This is a genomic window from Allostreptomyces psammosilenae (genome assembly GCF_013407765.1).
In the GTDB taxonomy this organism is placed as follows: domain Bacteria; phylum Actinomycetota; class Actinomycetes; order Streptomycetales; family Streptomycetaceae; genus Allostreptomyces; species Allostreptomyces psammosilenae.
Map to the genome: position 1 here is coordinate 1115589 of NZ_JACBZD010000002.1, position 22047 is coordinate 1137635.

21 protein-coding genes and 1 pseudogene are annotated in these 22047 nt (G+C 73.6%); 18 read left to right on the plus strand and 4 right to left on the minus strand.

Going from position 1 to position 22047, the window contains the following annotated elements:
- Window positions 1–346 precede the first annotated feature (346 nt).
- The 9 genes from rpsP (at window position 347) to FHU37_RS26940 (ending at window position 8036) form a co-directional block, all read left to right on the plus strand.
- Window positions 347–787, plus strand: a complete 441-nt coding sequence (gene rpsP, locus FHU37_RS26900; RefSeq protein ID WP_179817220.1) for a 30S ribosomal protein S16 — start codon at window positions 347–349, stop codon at window positions 785–787.
- 2 nt (window positions 788–789) lie between these two features.
- A complete protein-coding gene (locus FHU37_RS26905) occupies window positions 790–1029 on the plus strand; it encodes an RNA-binding protein (protein ID WP_179817221.1) in 240 nt (79 codons plus the stop codon).
- Window positions 1030–1168: 139 nt separating this feature from the next.
- Window positions 1169–1777 carry a ribosome maturation factor RimM gene (gene rimM / locus FHU37_RS26910; protein ID WP_179817222.1) on the plus strand — a complete coding sequence of 203 codons (609 nt, stop codon included), beginning with the start codon at window positions 1169–1171 and terminating at the stop codon, window positions 1775–1777.
- Window positions 1778–1804: 27 nt separating this feature from the next.
- The gene (trmD, locus tag FHU37_RS26915) at window positions 1805–2641 is read left to right on the plus strand and encodes a tRNA (guanosine(37)-N1)-methyltransferase TrmD (RefSeq protein ID WP_179817223.1); all 837 of its coding nucleotides are present in this window, start codon (window positions 1805–1807) and stop codon (window positions 2639–2641) included.
- Between the two features lie 281 nt (window positions 2642–2922).
- A complete protein-coding gene (gene rplS, locus FHU37_RS26920; RefSeq protein ID WP_179817224.1) occupies window positions 2923–3288 on the plus strand; it encodes a 50S ribosomal protein L19 in 366 nt (121 codons plus the stop codon).
- A gap of 1119 nt (window positions 3289–4407) precedes the next feature.
- Window positions 4408–5262: a signal peptidase I gene (gene lepB, locus FHU37_RS28770; RefSeq protein WP_446680305.1), complete on the plus strand. Its 855-nt coding sequence runs from the start codon at window positions 4408–4410 to the stop codon at window positions 5260–5262.
- Window positions 5255–6619: a signal peptidase I gene (lepB, locus tag FHU37_RS26930; protein WP_179817225.1), complete on the plus strand. Its 1365-nt coding sequence runs from the start codon at window positions 5255–5257 to the stop codon at window positions 6617–6619. The genes lepB (FHU37_RS28770) and lepB (FHU37_RS26930) overlap by 8 nt, the downstream gene beginning before the upstream one ends.
- Window positions 6620–6676: 57 nt before the next feature.
- Window positions 6677–7651 (plus strand): signal peptidase I, encoded by a 975-nt coding sequence (lepB, locus tag FHU37_RS26935; RefSeq protein WP_179817226.1) that lies wholly within the window; start codon window positions 6677–6679, stop codon window positions 7649–7651.
- A 79-nt stretch (window positions 7652–7730) separates the two neighbouring features.
- On the plus strand, window positions 7731–8036 hold the full coding sequence (locus FHU37_RS26940; protein ID WP_179817227.1) for a DUF2469 domain-containing protein: 306 nt from the start codon (window positions 7731–7733) through the stop codon (window positions 8034–8036).
- Between the two features lie 118 nt (window positions 8037–8154).
- On the opposite strand, the gene FHU37_RS26945 is transcribed toward FHU37_RS26940, so the two are convergent.
- The 3 genes from FHU37_RS26945 to FHU37_RS26955 form a co-directional block, all read right to left on the minus strand.
- Window positions 8155–8571 (minus strand): RidA family protein, encoded by a 417-nt coding sequence (locus FHU37_RS26945; RefSeq protein ID WP_179817228.1) that lies wholly within the window; start codon window positions 8569–8571, stop codon window positions 8155–8157.
- 138 nt (window positions 8572–8709) lie between these two features.
- Entirely contained in the window at window positions 8710–9492 is a 783-nt protein-coding gene (locus FHU37_RS26950; RefSeq protein WP_179817229.1) for an IclR family transcriptional regulator, read from the minus strand.
- The gene (locus FHU37_RS26955; protein WP_179817230.1) at window positions 9489–10592 is read right to left on the minus strand and encodes a sugar kinase; all 1104 of its coding nucleotides are present in this window, start codon (window positions 10590–10592) and stop codon (window positions 9489–9491) included. The genes FHU37_RS26950 and FHU37_RS26955 overlap by 4 nt, the downstream gene beginning before the upstream one ends.
- Before the next feature lie 118 nt (window positions 10593–10710).
- On the opposite strand from FHU37_RS26955, the gene FHU37_RS26960 reads away from it, so the two are divergent.
- The 8 genes from FHU37_RS26960 to FHU37_RS26995 all read left to right on the plus strand — a co-directional run bounded on the left by FHU37_RS26960 (window position 10711) and on the right by FHU37_RS26995 (window position 19637).
- Window positions 10711–12030 carry an amino acid deaminase gene (locus tag FHU37_RS26960; protein WP_179817231.1) on the plus strand — a complete coding sequence of 440 codons (1320 nt, stop codon included), beginning with the start codon at window positions 10711–10713 and terminating at the stop codon, window positions 12028–12030.
- Window positions 12030–13700 carry an N-acyl-D-amino-acid deacylase family protein gene (locus tag FHU37_RS26965; RefSeq protein ID WP_179817232.1) on the plus strand — a complete coding sequence of 557 codons (1671 nt, stop codon included), beginning with the start codon at window positions 12030–12032 and terminating at the stop codon, window positions 13698–13700. The genes FHU37_RS26960 and FHU37_RS26965 overlap by 1 nt, the downstream gene beginning before the upstream one ends.
- Window positions 13697–14317 carry a bifunctional 4-hydroxy-2-oxoglutarate aldolase/2-dehydro-3-deoxy-phosphogluconate aldolase gene (locus FHU37_RS26970; RefSeq protein WP_179817233.1) on the plus strand — a complete coding sequence of 207 codons (621 nt, stop codon included), beginning with the start codon at window positions 13697–13699 and terminating at the stop codon, window positions 14315–14317. Before FHU37_RS26965 ends, FHU37_RS26970 begins: the two co-directional genes overlap by 4 nt.
- A gap of 309 nt (window positions 14318–14626) precedes the next feature.
- The gene (locus FHU37_RS26975; RefSeq protein WP_179817234.1) at window positions 14627–15034 is read left to right on the plus strand and encodes a YraN family protein; all 408 of its coding nucleotides are present in this window, start codon (window positions 14627–14629) and stop codon (window positions 15032–15034) included.
- Window position 15035: 1 nt separating this feature from the next.
- On the plus strand, window positions 15036–16643 hold the full coding sequence (locus tag FHU37_RS26980) for a YifB family Mg chelatase-like AAA ATPase (protein ID WP_179817235.1): 1608 nt from the start codon (window positions 15036–15038) through the stop codon (window positions 16641–16643).
- Complete coding sequence (dprA, locus tag FHU37_RS26985) at window positions 16640–17767, plus strand: DNA-processing protein DprA (RefSeq protein ID WP_179817236.1); 1128 nt, start codon at window positions 16640–16642, stop codon at window positions 17765–17767. Before FHU37_RS26980 ends, dprA begins: the two co-directional genes overlap by 4 nt.
- Before the next feature lie 311 nt (window positions 17768–18078).
- Window positions 18079–18975 (plus strand): RNA polymerase sigma factor WhiG, encoded by an 897-nt coding sequence (gene whiG, locus FHU37_RS26990; RefSeq protein ID WP_179817237.1) that lies wholly within the window; start codon window positions 18079–18081, stop codon window positions 18973–18975.
- Between the two features lie 101 nt (window positions 18976–19076).
- Window positions 19077–19637: a TetR/AcrR family transcriptional regulator gene (locus tag FHU37_RS26995; RefSeq protein ID WP_179817428.1), complete on the plus strand. Its 561-nt coding sequence runs from the start codon at window positions 19077–19079 to the stop codon at window positions 19635–19637.
- 274 nt (window positions 19638–19911) lie between these two features.
- On the opposite strand, the pseudogene FHU37_RS29620 reads toward FHU37_RS26995, so the two are convergent.
- Window positions 19912–20631, minus strand: a pseudogene (locus tag FHU37_RS29620) (murein hydrolase activator EnvC family protein); the annotation flags it as partial.
- A 474-nt stretch (window positions 20632–21105) separates the two neighbouring features.
- On the opposite strand from FHU37_RS29620, the gene rpsB reads away from it, so the two are divergent.
- The gene (gene rpsB / locus FHU37_RS27005; protein WP_179817238.1) at window positions 21106–21987 is read left to right on the plus strand and encodes a 30S ribosomal protein S2; all 882 of its coding nucleotides are present in this window, start codon (window positions 21106–21108) and stop codon (window positions 21985–21987) included.
- The last annotated feature ends 60 nt before the right edge of the window (window positions 21988–22047 follow it).

Below are 22047 nucleotides of genomic sequence, written 5' to 3' on the forward strand. Positions count from 1 at the left end.
CGGAGGGTGGCTCCGGGCCTGTCCGCCGGGCGCTACGCGGCGCACCGTGCTGGCCGGTCCGGAACCACCCTCCCCGTCTGTCCGCGCCCGGTGCGACCGGGGTCCGCATGTGCCGCCCGCCCCGCCGCCCCGCCCCGCCGACGGCCCGGGTCCCACCCCCGGTGGCGCCGGCGGCGTCCTGATTGGGACGCGGAGGGCCCGTCTGGCAGAATGGACGGCCGTACCCGGCAGCCGAGTAGGACCCCTCTCTCCGTCGGCTGGCGTGTCCGTCGGGCAGCGGGTACCAGAAACCCCACCTGGCGATCCGCTCGCCCACCCACGTCAAGACCAGGAGACATCCACACCCGTGGCAGTCAAGATCAAGCTCAAGCGTCTCGGCAAGATCCGTTCCCCGCACTACCGCATCATCGTGGCCGACGCGCGCACCAAGCGCGACGGCCGCGCGATCGAGGAGCTCGGCCTGTACCACCCGGTGCAGAACCCCTCCCGGATCGAGGTGGACTCCGAGCGCGTGCAGTACTGGCTCGGTGTCGGCGCCCAGCCCACCGAGGCCGTCGAGGCCATCCTGAAGGTCACCGGTGACTGGCAGAAGTTCAAGGGCCTGCCCGCTCCGGAGCCGATGAAGGTCGCCGAGCCGAAGACCCGCGACTTCAGCCACCTCTTCGAGGCCGCCGTCAGCGGCGCCGACGACGAGGGCAAGGGCGAGGCCATCACCCAGAAGGCCAAGAAGTCCGACAAGAAGGCCGACGAGGCGGAGTCCGCCGAGTCCGCCTCCTCCGAGGGCTGAGCATGCTCGAAGAAGCCCTCGACCACCTGGTGAAGGGCATCGTCGAGCACCCCGACGACGTGCAGGTCAGCGCCCGCGACCTGCGCCGGGGGCGTGTGCTGGAGGTCCGCGTCCACCCCGACGACCTGGGCAAGGTCATCGGTCGGCAGGGCCGGACGGCACGCGCGCTGCGCACCGTCGTCGGTGCGCTCGGCGGCCGTAACGTCCGCGTCGACCTCGTCGACGTCGACCAGGTCCGCTGATCGTCCACCCACGGACACGCCGAGGGGCCGGGAACCGGAGCACCAACCGGTTCCCGGCCCCTCAGCGTTCGCCCGACGCCGGCCCCGCCCCGGCGGCCCGTCCGGAAGCAGGCGGGAACACAACGAGGAGACCCAGACAGTGCAACTTGTCGTCGGCCGCATCGGCCGGGCCCACGGCATCCGCGGCGAGGTCACCGTCGAGGTGCGCACCGACGAGCCCGAGCACCGGCTCGCGCCCGGGGCCGTCCTGCTCACCGACCCGCCCTCCGCCGGCCCGCTGACCGTCGCCACCGGGCGGGTGCACAGCGGGCGGCTCCTGCTGCGCTTCGAGGGCGTGGCCGACCGCACCGCCGCCGAGGCGCTGCGCAACACCCTGCTGATCGCCGAGGTGGACCCCGAGGAGACCCCCGAGGACCCCGAGGAGTTCTACGACCACCAGCTCATCGGCCTGGACGCGGTCACCGTGGACGGCTCCGCGGTCGGCGAGGTCGAGCAGGTGATCCACCTGCCCTACCAGGACCTGCTGCAGGTGCGCCGCCCGGACGGCCGGGAGGTCCTCGTGCCGTTCGTCGCGGAGCTCGTCCCCGAGGTGGACCTGGCCGGCTCCCGGGTCGTGCTGGACCCCCCGCCCGGGCTGATCGACCCGCTGCCGGAGGAGGACTCCGAGACGGCCGGAGCCGCGGGCACCGCGGAGGCGGCGGAAGAGGCGGGCACCGAGGGCGACGCCGCCCCGGACGAGCGGTCCTGAAGCGGCCGGCGGAGGAGAACAGCGCACGTGCGCATCGACGTCATCACCATCTTCCCCGAGTACCTGGAGCCGCTGGACGTCTCCCTGGTCGGCAAGGCGCGCGAGAAGGGCATCCTCGACGTGCGCCTGCACCAGCTGCGCGACTGGACCCACGACGTCCACCACACCGTGGACGACACGCCCTACGGCGGCGGCCCCGGCATGGTCATGAAGCCCGAGCCGTGGGCCAGCGCCCTGGACACCGTCGCCCCGCCCGGCGCCACCGTCCCCGGCACGGACGGCGCCCCGGCCGAGGGGCCGTGCCTGATCGTCCCCACGCCCAGCGGCCGACCCTTCACCCAAGCGGTGGCCGTCGAACTGGCGGCCCGCCCCTGGCTGGTCTTCGCCCCCGCCCGCTACGAGGGCATCGACCGCCGGGTCATCGACGACGCCGCCACCCGCATGCCCGTCCACGAGCTCTCCATCGGCGACTACGTGCTCGCCGGCGGGGAGGTGGCCGTGCTGGTGATGGTGGAGGCGATCGCCCGGCTGCTGCCCGGCGTGCTCGGCAACGTGGAGTCCGCCCGCGACGACTCCTTCGCCGCCGGCCGCATGGAGAAGCTCCTGGAGGGCCCCGTCTACACCAAGCCCGCGCGCTGGCGGGACCGCGAAGTCCCCGAGGTGCTGCTGAGCGGACACCACGGGAAGATCGCCCGCTGGCGGCGCGACGAGGCGCTGCGCCGCACCGCCGCCCACCGCCCCGACCTCGTCGCCGCCTTCCGCCCGGAGGAACTGGACCGCCGGGACCGCGAGGTCCTCGCCGAGCTCGGCTGGCACGAGCGGGACGGCCGGTTCACGCCCACCTCGGACGGTGTGGAAGAATAGGCCGCTGCTGCCCGTCGGAACGACGGCACCCGAGACAGCCCCCAGCGGGGGAGCCGGACCGGGCGCCACCGACACCCGGCGCGGACGGCCCCACCACCATCACCCCGCGGGTGCGCCCTCGTGCGCCCCACGCCCGCGGGCGTCGACGGAAAGGGCCGTCGCGGCGGCCGGTGCCCCTGCCACGGGGGGAACACCAGCCGACCGGGGTGCCGGCAGCGCGGTCGAACCAAACCACCCATTTCCGTGGGCGACCCGTGGCGCCCGCGAGGAGAGCAGCGGTCATGAACCTGCTTGACGTCGTCGACTCCGCCTCGCTGCGGTCCGACATCCCGGCCTTCCGCCCCGGCGACACCCTGAAGGTGCACGTGCGGGTCGTCGAGGGCAACCGCTCCCGCGTCCAGATCTTCCAGGGCGTGGTCATCCGCCGCCAGGGCGCCGGCGTGCGCGAGACCTTCACCGTCCGCAAGGTCAGCTTCGGTGTCGGCGTCGAGCGCACCTTCCCGGTGCACACCCCGATCGTGGAGAAGATCGAGGTCGTCACCCGCGGTGCGGTCCGTCGCGCCAAGCTGTACTACCTGCGTGACCTGCGCGGCAAGGCCGCGAAGATCAAGGAGAAGCGCGACGAGTCGGGTCGCGCCGCGCGCTGAACCCCCTTCGCGCGCCCTTCACGATGCGGCCACCGAGCCGCCTGGCGGGTCGCGCGGATGGCGCATCCGAGTGATCGGTCAACCGACGAGTCGGGCTAGGCTCTGACGTTGATGGAGACAGACGAGCAGCGAACGGGCCGCGGTCCGTCCCCCACCGCAGCGGTGGGCGATGGACCGCGGCCCGTCGCCGTGTCCGGGGACGGAGCGGGGGCGCCGTCCCCGGCCGTGGCCGGCCGCGGGGCCGCGGCCGGCCACGGCGGCCTGCCGGAGCAGAATCGTTCGGACCGTGGGGACCGCCCGAGCGGCACGAGCCGCCGGGAGGCGGGACAGGCCACACGCGTCCCGACGGCCGGCACCGCCGGCGACACCGCCCTGGAGAGCGCGGCGGATCCCGCCACCATGGTCCTGGAGACCGTGGGGCGGTCGCGCCTCCCGTCGCCCCGCGCCCCGCGCCCCGGCGAGCCACGGGCGGCCGACCGAGCCGAGGCCGACGCCGCCCCCCTCGACACCGCTGCGGAGAACGGGAAGCCCGACGCGGCCGACCCCGGCGGCGCTCCGCCCGACACCGCGCAGCCGGACGCACTGCAGCAGGACACGGCGCGGCCGGACGCGGCGCCCGAGCCGGCCGAGGCGCCGCAGGCCCTCCCCGAAACGGCGGACGAGGTGCCGGCCACCTCCGCGGAACCGGCCCGGACGACACCCGCGGGGGAGGAGGGGCCGAAGCCCGGGGAGGCCGCGGCGCCGACCGCCGGAACCACGGAGGCCACCGCCGATGCCGAGGAGGCGCCCGCGCCCGCCCCCCGCGCGGGCGGGGCGGCGGGGGAGAGCTCCATCACGGCCACCATGGCCCTTCCGCGGCTCTCCGAGTCCTCCTCCGCCGACGCCGGCCGGCAGCAGCCGGAGGGCGAGGAAACCTCTCTGCTGACCCCCGCCGAGCGCTCCGCGCCCCCCGCCTCCCCGGGGACGGCCGGGGAGGCGCCGGTTGCCGAGGCCACCGTGGTGCTGAGCCGCGTGGCACCCACGGGCGTCGACACCACCGACCGCACCGGCACGGCCACCGAGGCGGACACCGCGGCCGAGAACGCGGCCGAGAACGCGGCCGAAACGGTGCTGCTCCGCGTGCTGAGCCCGTCCGCCGCCGGCAAACCCGCCCCCGCCCGCGCCGCGGCCGCCCCCGCCGGCCGCGACGGCCACGGTGACGCGTCCGAGGACGCGTCCGTCGGCGACGCCGCCGACGGGGACCCCGGCGAACCGGAGGACGACGAGACCGCGCTCGAACCTCTGCGCTGGTACCAGGGCTGGTCCCGCCCCCTGCTGATCGCCCTGTCCGCCGTGGTCGCGCTGATGCTCACCCAGGCGGTGGTGGCCCAACCCTTCCTCATTCCCTCCGGCTCGATGGAGAACACCCTCCTCGTCGGGGATCGGATTCTGGTCAACAAACTGGCGTACGCCTTCGGCCGGGAACCGCAGAGGGGGGATGTCATCGTCTTCGACGGCAGGGGCTCGTTCGTCCCGGAGACGTCCTCCGAGGAGGCCGGGGCGGTGGAACGACTGGTGGACGAGTTTCGTTCGTTCCTCGGCTACTCGACCGCCGACGAGACCGACTTCGTCAAGCGGATCGTGGGGCTGCCTGGTGATCGCGTCGTGTGCTGCGACAGCCAGGGGCGCATCACCGTCAACGGCACGCCACTGGAGGAGACGTCGACGCTCTTCCCCGGCGACGCGCCGTCGAACCAACCCTTCGACGTGATCGTGCCGGCCGGGAGGCTTTGGGTGATGGGGGACCATCGCAGCAGTTCCCGGGACTCCCGGGACCATCTGGGGGACCCGGGGGGCGGTTTCGTCCCGGTCGATGCGGTCATCGGCCGGGCCGAGTGGATCATCTATCCCGTCAGCCGCTGGACCAGCGTCCAACGGCCCGACACCTACAGCGAGCCCGGGCCTGCCGGGGAGGAGAACGTCGAGCATGGGTAGTCCGCACAACGCGTGGGAGAACCGCCGCACGGCGCAGGACACCGACCCGGCCGGGCGTGGAAACGGCCAGGAGCAGCGGGCGCCGTCCACCCCCCCGCCGCCACGCGAGTCGGTGACGGACACCCGGACGCTCCAGTTCGTGCTGCCGGACTTCGACGAGACACATCCGGAGGAGCCCGCTCCGGGCGGACGGGCCGCCGCCCGGCCGCCGGCCAACGACGCCCGCCCCGCCGGCGCCCCCGGCCCCCAGCCCCGTCAGGCCGTCGCCACCGCGCCGCCCCGCCCGGCGACGGGCGCCGTGCGCGCAGAGGCGGGCGGGCCACCGAACGGGGCGGCGGCACAGGGACCCGGCGCCGGCACCCAGGGCGCGGCGCCCGACGACACCATGATGCTCGGCACGATCGCCCCGCCCGCGACCTCGGCTGGGACCGGTTCCTCCGCGGGCGCTCCCGCGGAGGGGCGGCGCCGCGTCGGCCGGGCGGTGCTGCGCCGGACCGCCAGACGGGAGGGGCGCCGCTCGCTGCTGCGGGAGCTGCCCATCCTGCTGGGCGTGGCCGTGCTGATCTCCCTGGTGCTCAAGACCTTCCTGGTGCAGGCCTTCGTCATCCCCTCCGGGTCGATGGAGCAGACCATCGGCATCGGTGACCGGGTGCTGGTCGACAAGTTCAGCCCGTGGTTCGGCTCCGAGCCGGAGCGCGGCGAGGTCGTGGTCTTCCGGGATCCGGGCGGCTGGCTGGAGGACCCGCCGGAGGACACCTCGCCCGTGGTCATCAGGCAGCTGCGGCAGGCCCTGACCTTCATCGGGCTGATGCCCTCGGAACACGGCGAGGACCTGATCAAGCGGGTGATCGGCGTCGGTGGGGACACCGTGGCCTGCTGCGACAGCGAGGGACGGGTCACCGTCAACGGCCAGGCGCTCGACGAGACCTACCTCTACCCGGGCGACGAGCCGTCCAACATCGAGTTCCGGGTGACCGTGCCGCAGGGGCGCATCTTCGTGATGGGCGACCACCGCAGTGACTCCAGCGACTCCCGGTTCCACCTCCAGGACGAGGGCAACGGAACGGTGCCGGTGGACGACGTGGTCGGCCGCGCCATCGTCACCGTGTGGCCCTTCGACCGGTGGCAACGCCTGTCCGTGCCGGAGACGTTCGACGCCGTGCCCCCCACCGTCGCCTCCGGGCCGCCGTCCCCCGGCGGCACGTCGCCGGAACCTGTCTCCGCCGCCCCGGTTCCTGGAACGGCCCCGCTCGTTGTTCCATTGGCGGGGGCCGCGCTCGCGCTGCCGTTGCGACCGCGCTCCCGTGTGTCCCGTCGTCTTCGGCATCGACATGGGGCACAGTCGGGAAGACGTTGATCAGCAACGCTGTCGCCGTGCCCTGATGGCGTGAGGGCCGGCAGGGAAGGGAGAGGCATGGGCGACGTGGCGATCGGCGCTCGTTCCGGGTCGGGCGGCCCTCTGGAGCCGGACGGCACCGGAGGACAGGGCGGCTTCGCCGCTTCGTCCGGCGAGGGCGAGGGTGGCACCACCCCCGGCGGCCGGCCGGAGGCCCCGGGCGCGCGTGCGGCGGCCGGAGACGGAGCCTGGCCGGAGGCGGGGCAGGCCCCCGGAACCGCCGCCGGTGGTGCGGACGCGGTCTCCGGCGGAGCCGGCCCGCAGGGAGCCCACCCGGGAGACGCCGCCCCGGCCCCCGAGGGGGGCGCCGAGGCGACCTCCGACGGGGAGGCGGCGCCCAAGCGCAAGCAGCGGTCCTTCTGGGTGGAACTGCCCTTCCTGGTGGTGATCGCCCTCGCGCTCGCCCTGGTGATCAAGACGTTTCTGGTGCAGGCGTTCGTGATTCCCTCCGCCTCCATGGAGGACACCCTGCAGATCGAGGACCGGGTACTGGTCGACAAGCTCACGCCCTGGTTCGGCTCCGAGCCGGAGCGCGGCGAGGTCGTGGTGTTCCGGGATCCCGGGCAGTGGCTCGGCCCCGCGCCGGCCGCCTCCGACAACCCGGTGGTCAGGTTCTTCACCTTCATCGGACTCATGCCGGACGCCAACGAGCAGAACCTGATCAAGAGGGTCATCGGCGTCGGCGGCGACACCATCGAGTGCCAGGGCACCGGCCCGGTGATGGTCAACGGGGAACCCTTGGACGAGCCCTACCTCAAGCCGGGTGTCACCCCGTGCGGCGACCGATCCTTCGGCCCCGTGACGGTGCCGGAGGGCTCGATCTGGGTAATGGGGGACAACAGGTCCAACTCCGAGGACTCCCGCTACCACCAGAACGAGAACGGCGGCTTCGTGCCGGTCGACGACGTGGTCGGCCGCGCCCTGGTGATCGCGTGGCCGGTGGGCCACTGGGACTACCTGGAGGTGCCGGAGACGTACGCGCAGTTCGGATGACGGCTCCCCGGCCGCGGGTCCCGGGTCCGTCCCCGACGCGCCACAATGGGTGGACGTACGGTACGACAAGGGGACACGAATGAGCGCCGAGGATCTCGAAAAGTACGAGACCGAGATGGAGCTGAAGCTCTACCGGGAGTACCGCGACGTCGTCGGGCTGTTCAAGTACGTCATCGAGACCGAGCGGCGGTTCTACCTGACGAACGACTACGAGCTGAACGTCCACTCCGCCCAGGGAGAGGTCTTCTTCGAGGTCACCATGGCGGACGCCTGGGTGTGGGACATGTACCGGCCGGCCCGCTTCGTCCGGCAGGTGCGCGTGCTCACCTTCAAGGACGTGAACGTCGAGGAGCTGACCAAGTCCGACCTGGAGCTGCCCTCCTGATCCGGCCCGGCCTGCCCGGTCCGCCGCACCGCGGCGGACCGGGCAGGACACGCCACAGGGCGCCGTCCCTCCCGCTCGGTCGCGGGCGGGGGGACGGCGCCCTGTCGCGTGTACCGGGTCAGCCGATCACGGCCTGCGCGTCGATCTCCACCAGCATGGACTCGTGCGGCAGCTCGACGAACACGGTGGTGCGGCAGGGCAGGACCCCGCTGGGGCAGTTCGCCGTGACGAACTCGCCGTAGACCTCGTTCATGGCGGCGAAGTCGGAGCGTTCGGTCAGGTACACCCGGAACATCACCACGTCCTCGACCGCGGCGCCTCCCGCCTCCAGCACCGCCTTGACGTTCTCCAGCGTCCGCCGGGTCTGCGCCCGCACGTCACCGGGGTACAGGTACTCGCCGCTGACCGGGTCCTGCGGCCCCTGCCCCGACACCTGAAGGATCGGCCCCTTGCGGACCCCCTGGGAGAACACCCAGGCGGGGGCGGGAGCTCCCTCGGTGAGCACCGCTGTCTTGACGGAGGGCTGATCGGGCATGGCCTTCTCCTCTGGTTCGTGGGTCCGGTGCCGGCGTGCGGCGTGTGACGTGTGGATGCGCGCGGTGCGGACTCCCGGGGCTGCGTCCGCGTGTGGGGCGCGGGGCGCGGGGCGCGGCGCGGACGGGGCGTCCCGGGCTCAGCGCGTGCCGTGCCCCGTGCGGCCGGCCTCCCCGGAGGCCGGCCGCCAGCCGGCGTCGCCGGAGATGGCACGCGCCGTCTCCAGGAGCCGTGGCCGCAGCTCCAGCAGTTCCTCGTAGCTCAGGACGATGTCGGGGACGGAGATCGATATCGCGGCGACGATCTCGCCACTGGCGTCCCGGACGGGCGCGGCGACGCAGTTGATCGAGGGCTCGTTCTCCTCGTGGTCCGTGGCCCAGCCCCGCTCCGCCGCACGCGCCACCTCGGCACGCAGCTCCTCCGCGGAGCCGATGGTGTTGGGCGTGGTGCGCCGGTACTCGATGCGCGCCAGCACCCGCTCCAGCTCCTCCGGCGGGAGCCCGCCGAGCAGCACCTTGGACACCGCCGCCCCGTGCAGGCTGGCGCGCAGGCCGATCCGCGAGTACATCCGGACGGGGTGCCGCGAGTCGTACTTGTCCACGTAGACCACCTCGCCGCCTTCGTAGGTCGCCAGGTGCACGGTCTGCCCGGTCGACTGGTTCAGCTCCGCCAGGTGCGGCGCTGCGGTGGCACGGATGCCGCGCTGCTCCAGGGCGCGACTCGACAGGGCGAACAACTGGGCGCCCAGGTGGTAGCGGTGCCGGCCGTCCCGGTAGACGAAGCGCTCCTCCTCCAGGGTGCGCAGCAGACGCAGCACCGTCGTCTTGTGCACGTCGTGCTGCGCCGCCAGCTCGTCGAGGGACCGTTCGCCCTCGCCGAGGGCGGCGAGGATGCGCAGCGCGCGGGCAAGGCTCTGGCTCATGGTCGCAGTCTGCCAAGGACCGGGGAGCTGATGCCGTCGGGGCGGACGCGGGTCCGTTCCCACGCGTCCCCCGGGCAGTCGAGCAGCGCGTCGACGACGCCCGGGGGAGGCGGGGCGCCGTGGTCGCCGGGCACCACCAGCGTCGCGGCGGCGGCGATGTGTCCGAGGCGCAGTCGGCGTCGCGCGTCGTAGCCGCGGAGCTCCCCGGCGAGGTACCCGGCGGCGAAGGCGTCGCCCGCGCCGATCGGCTCGATGACGTCCACGCTCAGCGCCCGCTCCGTGGTGACGACCTCGCCGCCGGCGGTGCGCTCCAGGACGGTGGCGTCGCGTGCGTCGTTCTTGACGACGATGGCGCGTGGCCCGGGCAGCAGTGCCCGCAGCTCCGCCGGCTCGGCCGTGCCCAGGACGGCGGTGGCCTCGTCCGCGCCGAGCAGCACCAGGTCGGCGGCGTCGAGCAGGGGGCGGAGCACCCCCGGATCGCGCCGTCGCCACAGCGCCTCGCGCCAGTTGAGATCGAAGCTGACCGCCTGGCCCGGTCCGCGGCGCCGCAGGATCTCGTGGAGCAGCGCCAGGCAGCTGTCGGAGAGGGCGGCCGTGATGCCGGTGAGGTGGACGAGACGGGCGCCGCCCAGCAGGGCGGCGGCACGTGGCCGCTCGAGCAGCGCGGGGCCGAGGGCGGAGGCCGCGGAACCGCCGCGGTAGTAGTGCATCCGGCTGCGTCCGGCGCCGAGGTCGTGGGGGTGCCCGTCGCCGGCGCCGATCTCCTTGACGTAGAGCCCGGTGGGGCGGGTCGGGTCGACCAGCACCGCGGAGGTGTCCACGCCGGCCTCCGCCAGCTCACCGATCAGGTGGCGGCCGAAGCCGTCGTCACCGACGGCGCTGATCCAGGCCGCCGGGACGGCGAGCGCGACAAGGCCGCGGGCCACGTTGGATTCCGCGCCCCCCGCGGTGCGGTGGAAGGTGTCGGCCCGCTCCAGTGGGCCCCGGCTCGCCGGGGTCAGCACCGCCATGGACTCGCCGAGACACACCGCGGGCGGAGTGGGCGTGTGTCTCCCGGCCCCCGTGGGCGGCAGGGGCGAACCTGTGGGCACCTGTGTCATGCGGGCTGCTCCGACTCGTCTTCGGGGGCATTGACCCTCACTGGACCGCGATGCTAGAACGGCTTCAACAGTATGCGCAACGATGGTTGCAAAATACGCAACGAAATGAGGCGTGGGAGTGCCCCAAAGCCAGGCCGGCGACACCGGAATCGACGACACCGCCGTCGACGCCCTGCGTGAGGAACGGCTGGACTGGCGCCACAAGGCCGTGCCGGCGAGCGCGTGGGGGAGTACCGTCGCGGAGTTCACCGCCCGGCGCCCGCCCCTGAGCGAACTCGGCACCCCCCTGCTCACGCTCGACGCCGGCGCGCTGGCGCACAACACCGCCGTCATGGCCTCGTGGTGCGCCGCCGCCGGGGTGCTGCTGGCCCCCCACGGCAAGACCACCATGGCGCCGGCACTGTGGCGCCGACAACTCGCCGCGGGCGCCTTCGGCCTCACCCTCGCCAACCTCCCCCAACTGCGCGTGGCGCGCGCCTTCGGCGTCCGACGCCTCCAACTCGCCAACACGCTGCTCGACCCCGCCGGGCTCGCGTGGCTCGCCCAGGAACTGGACCGGGACCCGGAATTCTCCTTCCTGTCCTGGGTCGACTCCCCCCGTTCCGTGGCACTGATGGACGCCGCGCTGCGCGCCGCCGGAGCCCGCCGCCCGGTGGAGGTCCTCGTCGAACTGGGGGCCGCCGGTGGCCGCACCGGCTGCCGCACGGAACACGAGGCCCTCGCCGTCGCCGAGGCCGTCCGTGCCACCCCCACCCTCGCCCTGGCAGGCGTCGGCGGCTACGAGGGCGCCCTGGCCCACGACGCGTCCGCGGAGCGGCGCGCCGCGGTGCAGACGTACCTGCGCCGCCTCCGCGGACTGCACGGCCGACTCCGTGAGCGTTACGAGACGACGCACCCCGTCGTCACCGCCGGCGGCAGCGCCTTCTTCGACCAGGTGGTCGAGGTGCTGGCGCCACTGGCCACCGACGGCACGCGCGTCGTGCTGCGCTCCGGCGCCTACCAGATCCACGACGACGGCTTCTACCGAGGCATCTCGCCCTTCGCCCGGGGCGCCGGCGACCACTCCCTGCGGTCCGCCATGCACGGCTGGGCCCAGGTCGTCTCCCGCCCGGAACCAGGGCTGGCGCTGCTCAACGCGGGCAAGCGGGACCTCCCGTTCGACGAGGGACTGCCGGAGCCCCAGGCCGTACGCGGCGCGCGGCGCGGCGGCGAGGAAACCCCCGACGACCCGCTCACCGGGGCGCGGGTGACCGCGCTCAACGACCAGCACGCCTTCCTGAGACTGCCGAACGCCGACGGGCCCGCCATCGGCGACATCGTCCGGCTGGGCCTGTCCCACCCGTGCACGGCCTTCGACAAGTGGAGCCTCATCCCCGTCGTCGACGACGCCCAGGCCCTCGCCCCCGTCGTGGTCGACATGGTGAGGACCTTCTTCTGATGGCCCTCGCCCCCCGCCCCGGCCCCACTCCGGTCGGCGCCAGAACCGCCGACCTCGTCTTCCGGTCCGCCACCGTCGTCGACGGCACCGGAGCGGCGCGCTACACCGCCGACGTCGCAGTCCGTGACGGGCGGGTCAGCGCGATCCACACCGATCCACTGGCGGACCGCCCCACCGCCCGCCGGACCATCGACGCCACCGGGCTCGTCCTGGCGCCCGGATTCATCGACATGCACGCCCACTCCGACCTGCGGCTCCTACTGGAGCCGGACCACTTCGCCAAGGTCGCGCAGGGCGTGACCTGCGAGGTCCTCGGCCAGGACGGACTGTCCTACGCCCCGGTCGACGACACCACCCTGGGACAGATCCGCCAGCAGATCGCCGGGTGGAACGGCGACCCGGAGCACCTCGACTGGGACTGGCGCGGCGTGGGCGAGTACCTCGACCGGCTGGACCGCGGCATCGCGGTCAACGCCTGCTACCTCGTACCGCAGGGTTCCGTACGGATGCTCGCCATGGGATGGGACGCCCGCCCCGCGAGCCCCGAGGAACTCGACCACCAGCGCCGGCTCGTGGCCCAGGGCATGGCGGAGGGGGCCGTCGGCATGTCCAGCGGGCTGACGTACACCCCCGGAATGTACGCGGACACCGACGAGCTGACCGCGCTGTGCCGCACCGTCGCCGCCTGGGGCGGCTACTACTCGCCCCACCACCGCTCCTACGGGGCCGGCGCACTGGAGGCGTACGCCGAGATGGTCCGGGTCTCCCAGGCGTCCGGCTGCCCGCTGCACCTGTCCCACGCCACCATGAACTTCGGCGTCAACGCCGGCCGGGCCGGCGAGCTCCTGGCCCTCCTCGACGCGGCCATCGCCGCCGGCTGCGACATCACCCTGGACAGCTACCCCTACCTCGCGGGCTCCACCACGCTGGCCGCCCTGCTGCCGAGCTGGGCCACGGAGGGCGGCCCCACCCGCACCCTGGAACGGCTGCGAGACGAGCCCACCTGGCGCCGCATCCGCGAGGTCCTGGAGCGGGACGGCTCCGACGGCTGCCACGGCGTGCCCGTCGAATGGGAGACGATCCGCCTCTCCGGCACCCGCTCCCCTCGACTGGCCCACCGTGTCGGCCACGATCTCGCGGGACTGGCCCGCCTCGAGGGCCGCCCCGCCGCCGAGATCTACCGCGAACAACTCCTCGACGACGACCTGGGCACCACCATCCTGCAACTCGTCGGCCACGAGGAGAACGTCCGCGCCATCATGCGGCACCCGGCCCACACCGGCGGCAGCGACGGCCTGCTCGTCGGCGCCAAGCCGCACCCCCGTGCCTGGGGAACCTTCCCCCGCTACCTCGGCCACTACGTCCGGGACCAGGGAGTGCTCGGCCTGGAGGAGTGCGTCGCCCACCTCACCGGGCGCCCCGCCAGGCGCCTCAGGCTCAAGGACCGGGGGCTGATCCGCGTGGGACATCGGGCCGACCTGGTGCTCTTCGACCCCGAGACGGTGGCCGACACCGCCACCTACGACCAGCCCCGACGCCAACCGATCGGCATCCCGTACGTCTGCCTGGGTGGCACCGCGGTCATCGCCGACGGCGCGCACACCGGGGCGCTGCCCGGCCGCGCGCTGCGCCGCACCGCCCGAGGCACCGAGGAGGTCCCCACCCCATGAACGCCGCGCTTCAAGCCATGGCCGCCGACCGGGTACTCACGGTGGTCCGGGCGCCGGTCATACCCGACGCCGCACGGTTGTGCGAGGCGCTCGCCGCCGGCGGCATCCGGTGCGTCGAGCTGACCTACACCACCCCCGACCTCGTCACCCATCTGCGACGGGCCGCCTCGACGGCGGGCTGCTTCGTCGGAGCGGGCACCGTGCTGACCGGCGAGCAGGCCGCCGCGGCCGTCGATGCCGGGGCCCGCTTCCTCGTCACCCCCGGCATCCGGCCGGAAGTGGCGGAAGTGGCGGCCGAGCACCATGTGCCGCTCGTCATGGGCGCGTTCACACCCAGCGAGGTGATCGCCGCCCGGGAACTCGGTGCCGCCGCAGTGAAGATCTTCCCGGCGCACCTGCTCGGGCCGCGCTACCTCAAGGACCTGAGGGGCCCCCTGCCCGGCGTGCCGCTCGTGCCCTCGGGGGGAGTCAACGCGGGCAACGCGGCCGACTTCCTGGCGCACGGCGCCCTCGCCGTCTCCGCCGGCACCGACGTGGTCCCCCCGGACGCGGTCGCCGACGGCGACTGGGCCGAGATCACCCGGCGGGCCCGGCAGTTCACCGAGGCCCTCCGCTGATCCGCCGCCGCCCCACCGCGCCCCGTCCGCTGAGCCCCCGAAGCCGCCGGGAGACGATCCCGAACTGACCGCGGTCTCGCCACGGGCATTGGCGATGGCGGCCCGGGCTCCGCCTTCCCGGTCGCCCCGGGCGGGGTCCTTGGCAACGGCAGCCTGGCCCAGCACGCCCCCACCCACACCGCTCACCTCCCCGCATCCCCGCACGTCAAGTCCCCTTTCCCGCCTGTGGAGAGTCGTTTCTCCACAGGCAGACAGGGGGCTGTTGCGCGCCCCGGCCACCCCCCATCGTGAAACCAGGAGGTGGTTGATGTGAACGCCAATCAGGCGCTGGGCCACTACGGGGAGAAAGTGGCCGTCCGTTACCTCGGCGGCATCGGCATGTGGATCGTGGAACGCAACTGGCGCTGCCCCGAAGGGGAGATCGACATCGTCGCCAACGACCCCGGGCAGCGGCCCGGCAGCCCGGGCACCCTGGTCATCTGCGAGGTAAAGGCACGTTCGGCCCGAGCGTTCCAGCAGCCGACGGAAGCCATCCCGCCGCCCAAGGCCCGCAGGCTCCGCCTGCTCGCCGAACGCTGGCTGCACGAACGGGCACCCGTCCTGCTGCGCCCGGCCCACGCCGAACCCCCGCCCCTCGACATCCGCATCGACCTCCTCGCCGTGGTGCTGCCCCGGCGCGGGGCCTGCACGGTCGAACACCTCAAGGGGGTGGCCTGAGATGGCCTTCGCCCGCACCCGGTCCGTCGCCCTGGTCGGCGTCGACGGCGTCATCATCGAGGTCCAGGCGGACATCGAACCCGGCCTTGCCTGCTTCACCCTCGTCGGCCTGCCCGACAAGTCCCTCAACGAGGCACGCGACCGGGTCCGCGCCGCCGTCGTCAACAGCGGCGAGGAATGGCCGCAACGCCGCCTCACAGTCGGCCTCAGCCCGGCCGCCGTGCCCAAGAGCGGATCCGGCTTCGACCTCGCGATGGCCTGCGCCGTCCTCGCCGCCTGCGAGGGCGTGGACCCGGGCGCCCTGGCCGACCTCCTGCTGATCGGCGAGCTGTCCCTGGACGGCCGCGTCCGTCCGGTACGAGGCGTGCTGCCGGCGGTCCTCGCCGCGGCCGACGCCGGCTTCCGACAGGTCGTCGTCCCCGAACGCAACGCCGGTGAGGCGGCGCTCGTCCCCGACGTGTCCGTGCTCGGGATCCGCAGCCTCCGCCAGCTCCTTGCCGTCCTCCGAGGGGAGCCGATCCCGGACGAGCCCCACGACGTCGGCGACAGCGGCGTCCGCGATCCGCTGTCCACCGCGCACAGCGGCGCCATGCTCTCCCGCCACGGCCAGGGGCTGTACCGGCCGCGCCTGGACATGGCAGACGTCTCCGGCCAGCCGGAGGCCCGCCGCGCCGTCGAGATCTGCGCGGCGGGCGGACACAACCTGTTCCTGCTCGGCCCGCCCGGCGCGGGCAAGACCATGCTGGCCGAACGCATGCCCGGCATCCTGCCGGCCCTCACCCCCGCGGAGGCCCTGGAGGTCACCGCGGTGCACTCGGTGGCGGGCGCCCTTCCCGCCGGCGAACCACTGGTCACCGAAGCGCCGTTCTGCGCGCCCCACCACTCCACCACCATGCCGGCCGTGGTCGGCGGCGGCAGCGGGCTGCCGCGGCCCGGGGCCGTCAGCCTGGCCCACCGTGGGGTGCTTTTCCTGGACGAGGCCCCCGAATTCTCGGCCCGAGTCCTGGACGCCCTGCGCCAGCCCCTGGAGTCCGGAACGGTCACCATCGCCCGGGCCGCCGGCACCCTCACCCTGCCGGCCCGCTTCCAACTCGTACTCGCCGCCAACCCCTGCCCCTGCGGCCGGTTCTCGGTGCGGAACCAGGACTGCGGTTGCACGCCCGTGATGCGACACCGCTACCTCAGCCGCATCTCCGGGCCCCTCATGGACCGCGTCGACGTTCGCGTCACCATGAACGCGCTGACCCACCGCGACCTGCTCAGCACAGGCGGGGCCGAGGACACGATCACCGTGGCCGAGCGGGTACGCCGGGCCCGTCAGCGCGCGATCGAGCGCCTGCGCGACACCCCCTGGCGCACGAACGCGGAGGTGCCCGGCCACGAGCTGCGCAGCCGCTTCCCCATGGCGGCAGGAGCCCTCGCCCCAGCCGAACAGGACATGGAACGCGGCATGCTCACCGCCCGCGGACTGGACCGCGTACTCCGCGTCGCGTGGACCATCGCCGACCTACGCGGCGGTGACCGGCCCGACCGCGACGACGTCGAAACCGCCCTCGGCCTGCGCACCGGTGTCCTGCGCGGCCGGCTACCGGCAGGAGGCTGGTCATGACGGCCCACACGCCGGACGACAGCGGCGACGAGCGACGCGCCCGCGCGATCCTCACCCACCTCGCCGAACCCGGTGACAGCCGGATGGGCCGCATCCTGCGAGAGCTGCCCGCCGCCGAGGTGCTCCGGATCCTCACCGACGGCGGCTCCCTGCCCGACACCGACGACACCCGCACCGCCGCCTACCGTTCCCGGCTGGGCGGAGTCCCCGCCGACGCCGGGCTCGACCGGTGCGGCGAACTGGACGGACGTTTCGTCATCCCCGGTGACCCCGAGTGGCCCACCCAGCTCGACGACCTCCAGGACGCCCGCCCGTTCGGGCTGTGGGTGCGCGGCACGGGCTCGCTGCGCCTGCACGCCCTGCGCTCGGTCGCCGTCGTGGGGGCTCGTGCCTGCACCGACTACGGGGCTCACGTCGCCGCCCAACTCGGGGCCGAACTGACCGAGGCGGGCTGGACGGTGGTGTCCGGCATGGCGTACGGCGTCGACGCGGCCGCCCACCGGGGGGCGATCGCTGCCGGCGGCCCGACCGTCGCGGTGCTCGCCTGCGGCGTGGACACCCCGTACCCGCGGGCGCACACCACGCTCATGGACGGCATCCTCTCCGCCGGACTCGTGGTCAGCGAGCTGCCGCTCGCCTACCACCCCACCCGAGCCCGCTTCGTGCTGCGCAACCGCACCATCGCCGCCCTCACCCGAGGCACGGTGGTGGTGGAGGCGGCGCTGCGCAGCGGCGCGTCGGTGACCGCACGCAACGCCAGAGAGCTGGGGCGTTTCCAGATGGCCTGTCCCGGCCCGGTGACTTCCGCGCTCTCCAGCGGAACCCACCGCCTGATCCGGGACGGCGCCGTGCTCGTCACGTCGGCAGCCGACGTCATCGAGCTGATCGGGCGGATCGGCGTCGACCTCGCGCCGGAGCCGGCCGCGTCCCCGCCCCGCCTCACGGACCTGCTGGAGCCCACCACGCTCCGGGTCCTGGAGGCGCTGCCCGCCCACGGCTCGACGGAGCCCGTCCAGATCACCGTCGCAACGGGAGTCGAGGAGGGCGAGGTGCTCCGGTGCCTCCACGAACTCGCCGCCCTCGGGTGTGTGATCCGGCAGGGACGGGTGTGGCGACTCTCGTGAGGCGCTCAGAGGCGGTCGGTGTGTCCCTCGGCGGGGCACACCGACCGCCTCCGGGCGGGTGCGCCCGTGGCCGCCGGCGCCCGGCGCAGGGGCCTTGGTCCGGGGCTCGGGGCGCACGGCGTCCCCCGGACGGGTGGTGTGCCGGGGTGGTTGATGGCGGCCCGTCCTGACCTCTCTTCCCAGCACACCCCGCATCCCGGGGCGGCGGCGGCACGTCGTGTAGCGTTCGGGAACGATCTGATCACGCTACGCTTTCGACCATCCAGTCCAATCCTCCACACCCGTCTCGGTCGAACGACGCAAGGCCACCTATGCCCCAGCACACCCCAGGGCGTGACGGCGCCGTCGGTGCGGTACCGCACCCCGGTCCGGCCCCGGACAGCCACGCACGTGGCCCGTCCACCGGAACGCCGCCCAGAACGACCTCCGGCGCCTCCCGCCGTGGCACGACGCCCGCCCTGGCCCGCCTGTGGCAGGACTACAAACGCACCGGCGACAAACGCCTGCGGGACCAACTCATCCTCCACTACTCCCCGCTGGTCAAGTACGTGGCCGGACGCGTGGGAGTGGGCCTGCCCAGCAACGTCGAACAGGCCGACTTCGTCTCCTCGGGCGTGTTCGGGCTCATCGACGCCATCGAGAAGTTCGATCCCGAACGCGCCATCAAGTTCGAGACCTACGCCATCAGCCGCATCCGCGGGGCGATCATCGACGAACTCCGCGCCCTCGACTGGATCCCCCGCTCCGTCCGGCAGAAGGCACGCGCCGTCGAACAGGCGTACACGGTCCTGGAGGCGCGGCTGCGGCGCACACCGACGGAACCCGAGGTCGCCCGGGAGATGGGCATCACCACCGAGGAACTGCACGCCATCTTCGGCAGGCTGTCCCTCGCCAACGTGGTCGCCCTGGACGAACTGCTGCAGGTCGGCCAGGACGGCGGCGACAAGCTGAGCCTGGTGGACACACTGGAGGACACCGCCGCCGACAACCCGGTGGAGGTGGCCGAGGACCGCGAACTGCGCCGCCTGCTCGCCAAGGCGATCAGCACCCTGGCCGAACGCGAGAAGACGGTCGTCACCCTCTACTACTACGAGAACCTCACCCTCGCGGAGATCGGCCAGGTCCTCAGCGTCACCGAGAGCCGGGTCAGCCAGATCCACACCAAGGCCGTCCTCCAGCTGCGCGCCAAGCTGGCGGACGTGCGCTGAACCGGCAGGGGCGCTCCCACGCGGCATGGGCGGCCACGACCTCCCGCCCGCCGGACGGCGGTCCGTAGAGTGGGAGGGTGCCCAGGATTCGAGCGGCCTCGGTGGCCGAACACCGGACGATGCAGCGCAGGGCCCTGCTGGACGCGGCGCGGGACCTGCTCGCCACTGGCGGCATGGCGGCCCTGACGTTCCCGGCCCTGGCCGAACGCACCGGTCTGGCCCGATCCTCCGTCTACGAGTACTTCCGCTCGCGTGCCGCGGTCGTGGAGGAACTGTGCGCCGTCGACTTTCCCGCCTGGGCGGCGCTCATCGAGGCCGAGGTGTCCACCGCCGACTCGCCTGAGGGCCGCATCGAGGCATACGTCAGGGCCCAGCTCGACATGGTGCGTCGGCCCGAGCACCGCGCCGTGGTCGCGATCTCCACGCTGGAACTGGACCAGGCGGCGCGGGAACGGATCCGCGCGGCGCACGGGGAACTCCTCGCACTCATGGTGTCCGCCCTCGAGGAGTTGGGGCACGCCCGCCCCGTGCTGGCGGCCGCCCTGCTTCAGGGCGTGGTGGAGTCGGCCGTGCGCCGACTGGAGTGCCCCACGGCCGAGGAACCCGAGGAGATCGTGGAGGCGGCGGTTCGGCTCGCCCTGCACGGCGTGCGGAGCCGCTGACCGCCTCGCCCCTCGTGACCGAACGCCTGATCGGTGACGCCGGCGCCGCAGCACGCGGGATCCGCGGGGCGCCTCCTTCCGTCCGCGGCGCCGCGGGCAACCACCCCACCTCCCCGGTCAGAGGCGGAGGACCGCCCGGTCGTGTGTCCGACCACCGTGACCGCGAGGCGGGCGGCACCGAACCGACCGGTGCCGTCAGCGGCAGCAGGCGCACCGCCGCCGACGTCCACCACCAGGGCCCGAACGGATCGAGGTAGGTGCGGGCACCCTGCCGGACGCCCCAGTGCAGGCAGGGATCGGCGCAGTGGTACGGCCCGTCCGAGACCACTCCGATCGGCGTGCCGGCGGCCACCTCCTGACCGGCGACCACGGACGCCGTCACCGGCTCGTAGGTGGTGCGGATGGCGTCCGGATCGTCGATCCGGCCGTGCAGGACACTGACCACACCCCGCCCGGCCACCATGCCCGCGAACGCCACCACTCCGGGCGCCGAGGCGTGCACCACCGCCGCCGGTCGCGTCGCCAGGTCGATGCCCCGGTGCCCGGCGAGCCACGGCTGCGCGGGCGGCCTGAACTGCCGCAGAATGCGTGGGGGCCCACCGTCGGGCCCGCTCACCGGCCAGACGGGCCGCAGGACCTCCAGGTTCCCCTGCGCCGAGGCAGGATCGGCGGGGACGACCGGCGGACAGAGGGAGAGGACCACGGCGGCACAGGTCGCCACGCCCAGGGGGCGGAGCCAACCGGCCGACAGCCGGCGACGGCCCTGATGGTCGGAGCGCCGTTTCGGCCGGTCCGCCGGACGGTATCGACTGCGCGGACGTCGGCGGGGGACCCGCTCGGGAGGGCGGCGAGGCCCTCGCTTTCGAGGGTCGCGCAGCCGGTGGCCGCAGTGGCAGCAGCGGTCCCGGACACACGGTCGGCAGGTGCCGGCGACGGCAGTGGGCTGGTCGAGGACATCCGTCTGATCGCTCATAGGTTTACTCTGAGTCGCCATCGAGCGAGTAGGGAAGACCCCTTCGCAGCCTGTGGATAACTCTCCCGGTCGTTGGCAAAGACCCTGCTCAGGCGGCCTTCCGGGGTGGTCGCGGGGCACGGGCAGAGGGGCCCCGGCTGGGGGCGGGGCCGGCCCCGAGACGGAACAGGGGGCGCGCGGCGCCCCGGACGTGCCCGGGAGGGGCGCTCCGTTCGCGAGGGCCCCGGGCGGTCCCGTACACTTCCCGTGGCGATCCGTGAGGCGGATCGACTTCGCACGCCCCACATCGCATGCGCACCCCGCACGGCCGTTCCCGATTCTTCGGGTGCCTCGGCGTCGGCGGGGCGATCGCGTGCGAGCGGCTGTGCCGCCCGGTCCGGGTCGTTCTCGACCCGGCGTGGTCCGGCCCAGGGCGTCAGGCGTGGCGGCCACCCGGTCGCCACGGTGAACCACACATGGCCCGAAAACGGGCCGGGACAACCGAGGAGTGCGGCCATGGCCGTCGTCACGATGCGGGAGCTGCTGGAGAGCGGCGTCCACTTCGGGCACCAGACCCGTCGCTGGAACCCGAAGATGAAGCGCTTCATCTTCACCGAGCGCAACGGCATCTACATCATCGACCTGCTCCAGTCGCTGAACTACATCGACCGGGCGTACGAGTTCGTCAAGGAGACCGTGGCGCACGGCGGCACGATCCTCTTCGTCGGCACCAAGAAGCAGGCCCAGGAGGCCATCGCCGAGCAGGCCACGCGCGTGGGCATGCCGTACGTCAACCAGCGCTGGCTCGGCGGCATGCTGACCAACTTCTCCACCGTCTACAAGCGCCTGCAGCGCCTGAAGGAGCTGGAGGAGATCGACTTCACGGACGTGGCCGCCTCCGGCCTCACCAAGAAGGAGCTCCTCGTCCTCCAGCGTGAGAAGGAGAAGCTGGAGCGCACCCTTGGTGGTATCCGTGACATGCAGCGCGTGCCGAGCGCCGTGTGGATCGTGGACACCAAGAAGGAGCACATCGCGGTCGGCGAGGCCCGGAAGCTGAACATCCCGGTCGTCGCCATCCTCGACACCAACTGCGACCCCGACGAGGTCGACTACAAGATCCCGGGCAACGACGACGCGATCCGCTCCGTCACCCTGCTCACCCGCGTGGTCGCCGACGCCGTCGCCGACGGTCTGATCGCCCGCTCGGGCGCGGCCGCCGGTGACACCAAGGCGGAGATCGGCGCCGACCAGCCGCTGGCCGACTGGGAGCGCGACATCCTCGCCGGTGAGAAGGAGGCTGGCGAGGCCAAGGCTGAGCAGCCGGCCGCCGAGGGCGCCGCCGCGGAGGCCCCGGCCAGCGAGACCGCCCCCGCCGAGGGCACCGAGCAGCAGGCCTGACGCCGCCCGTGACGAGGGGTACGTCGGTGCGTGTCACCGCGTGCCCCTCGTCCCCGCGCC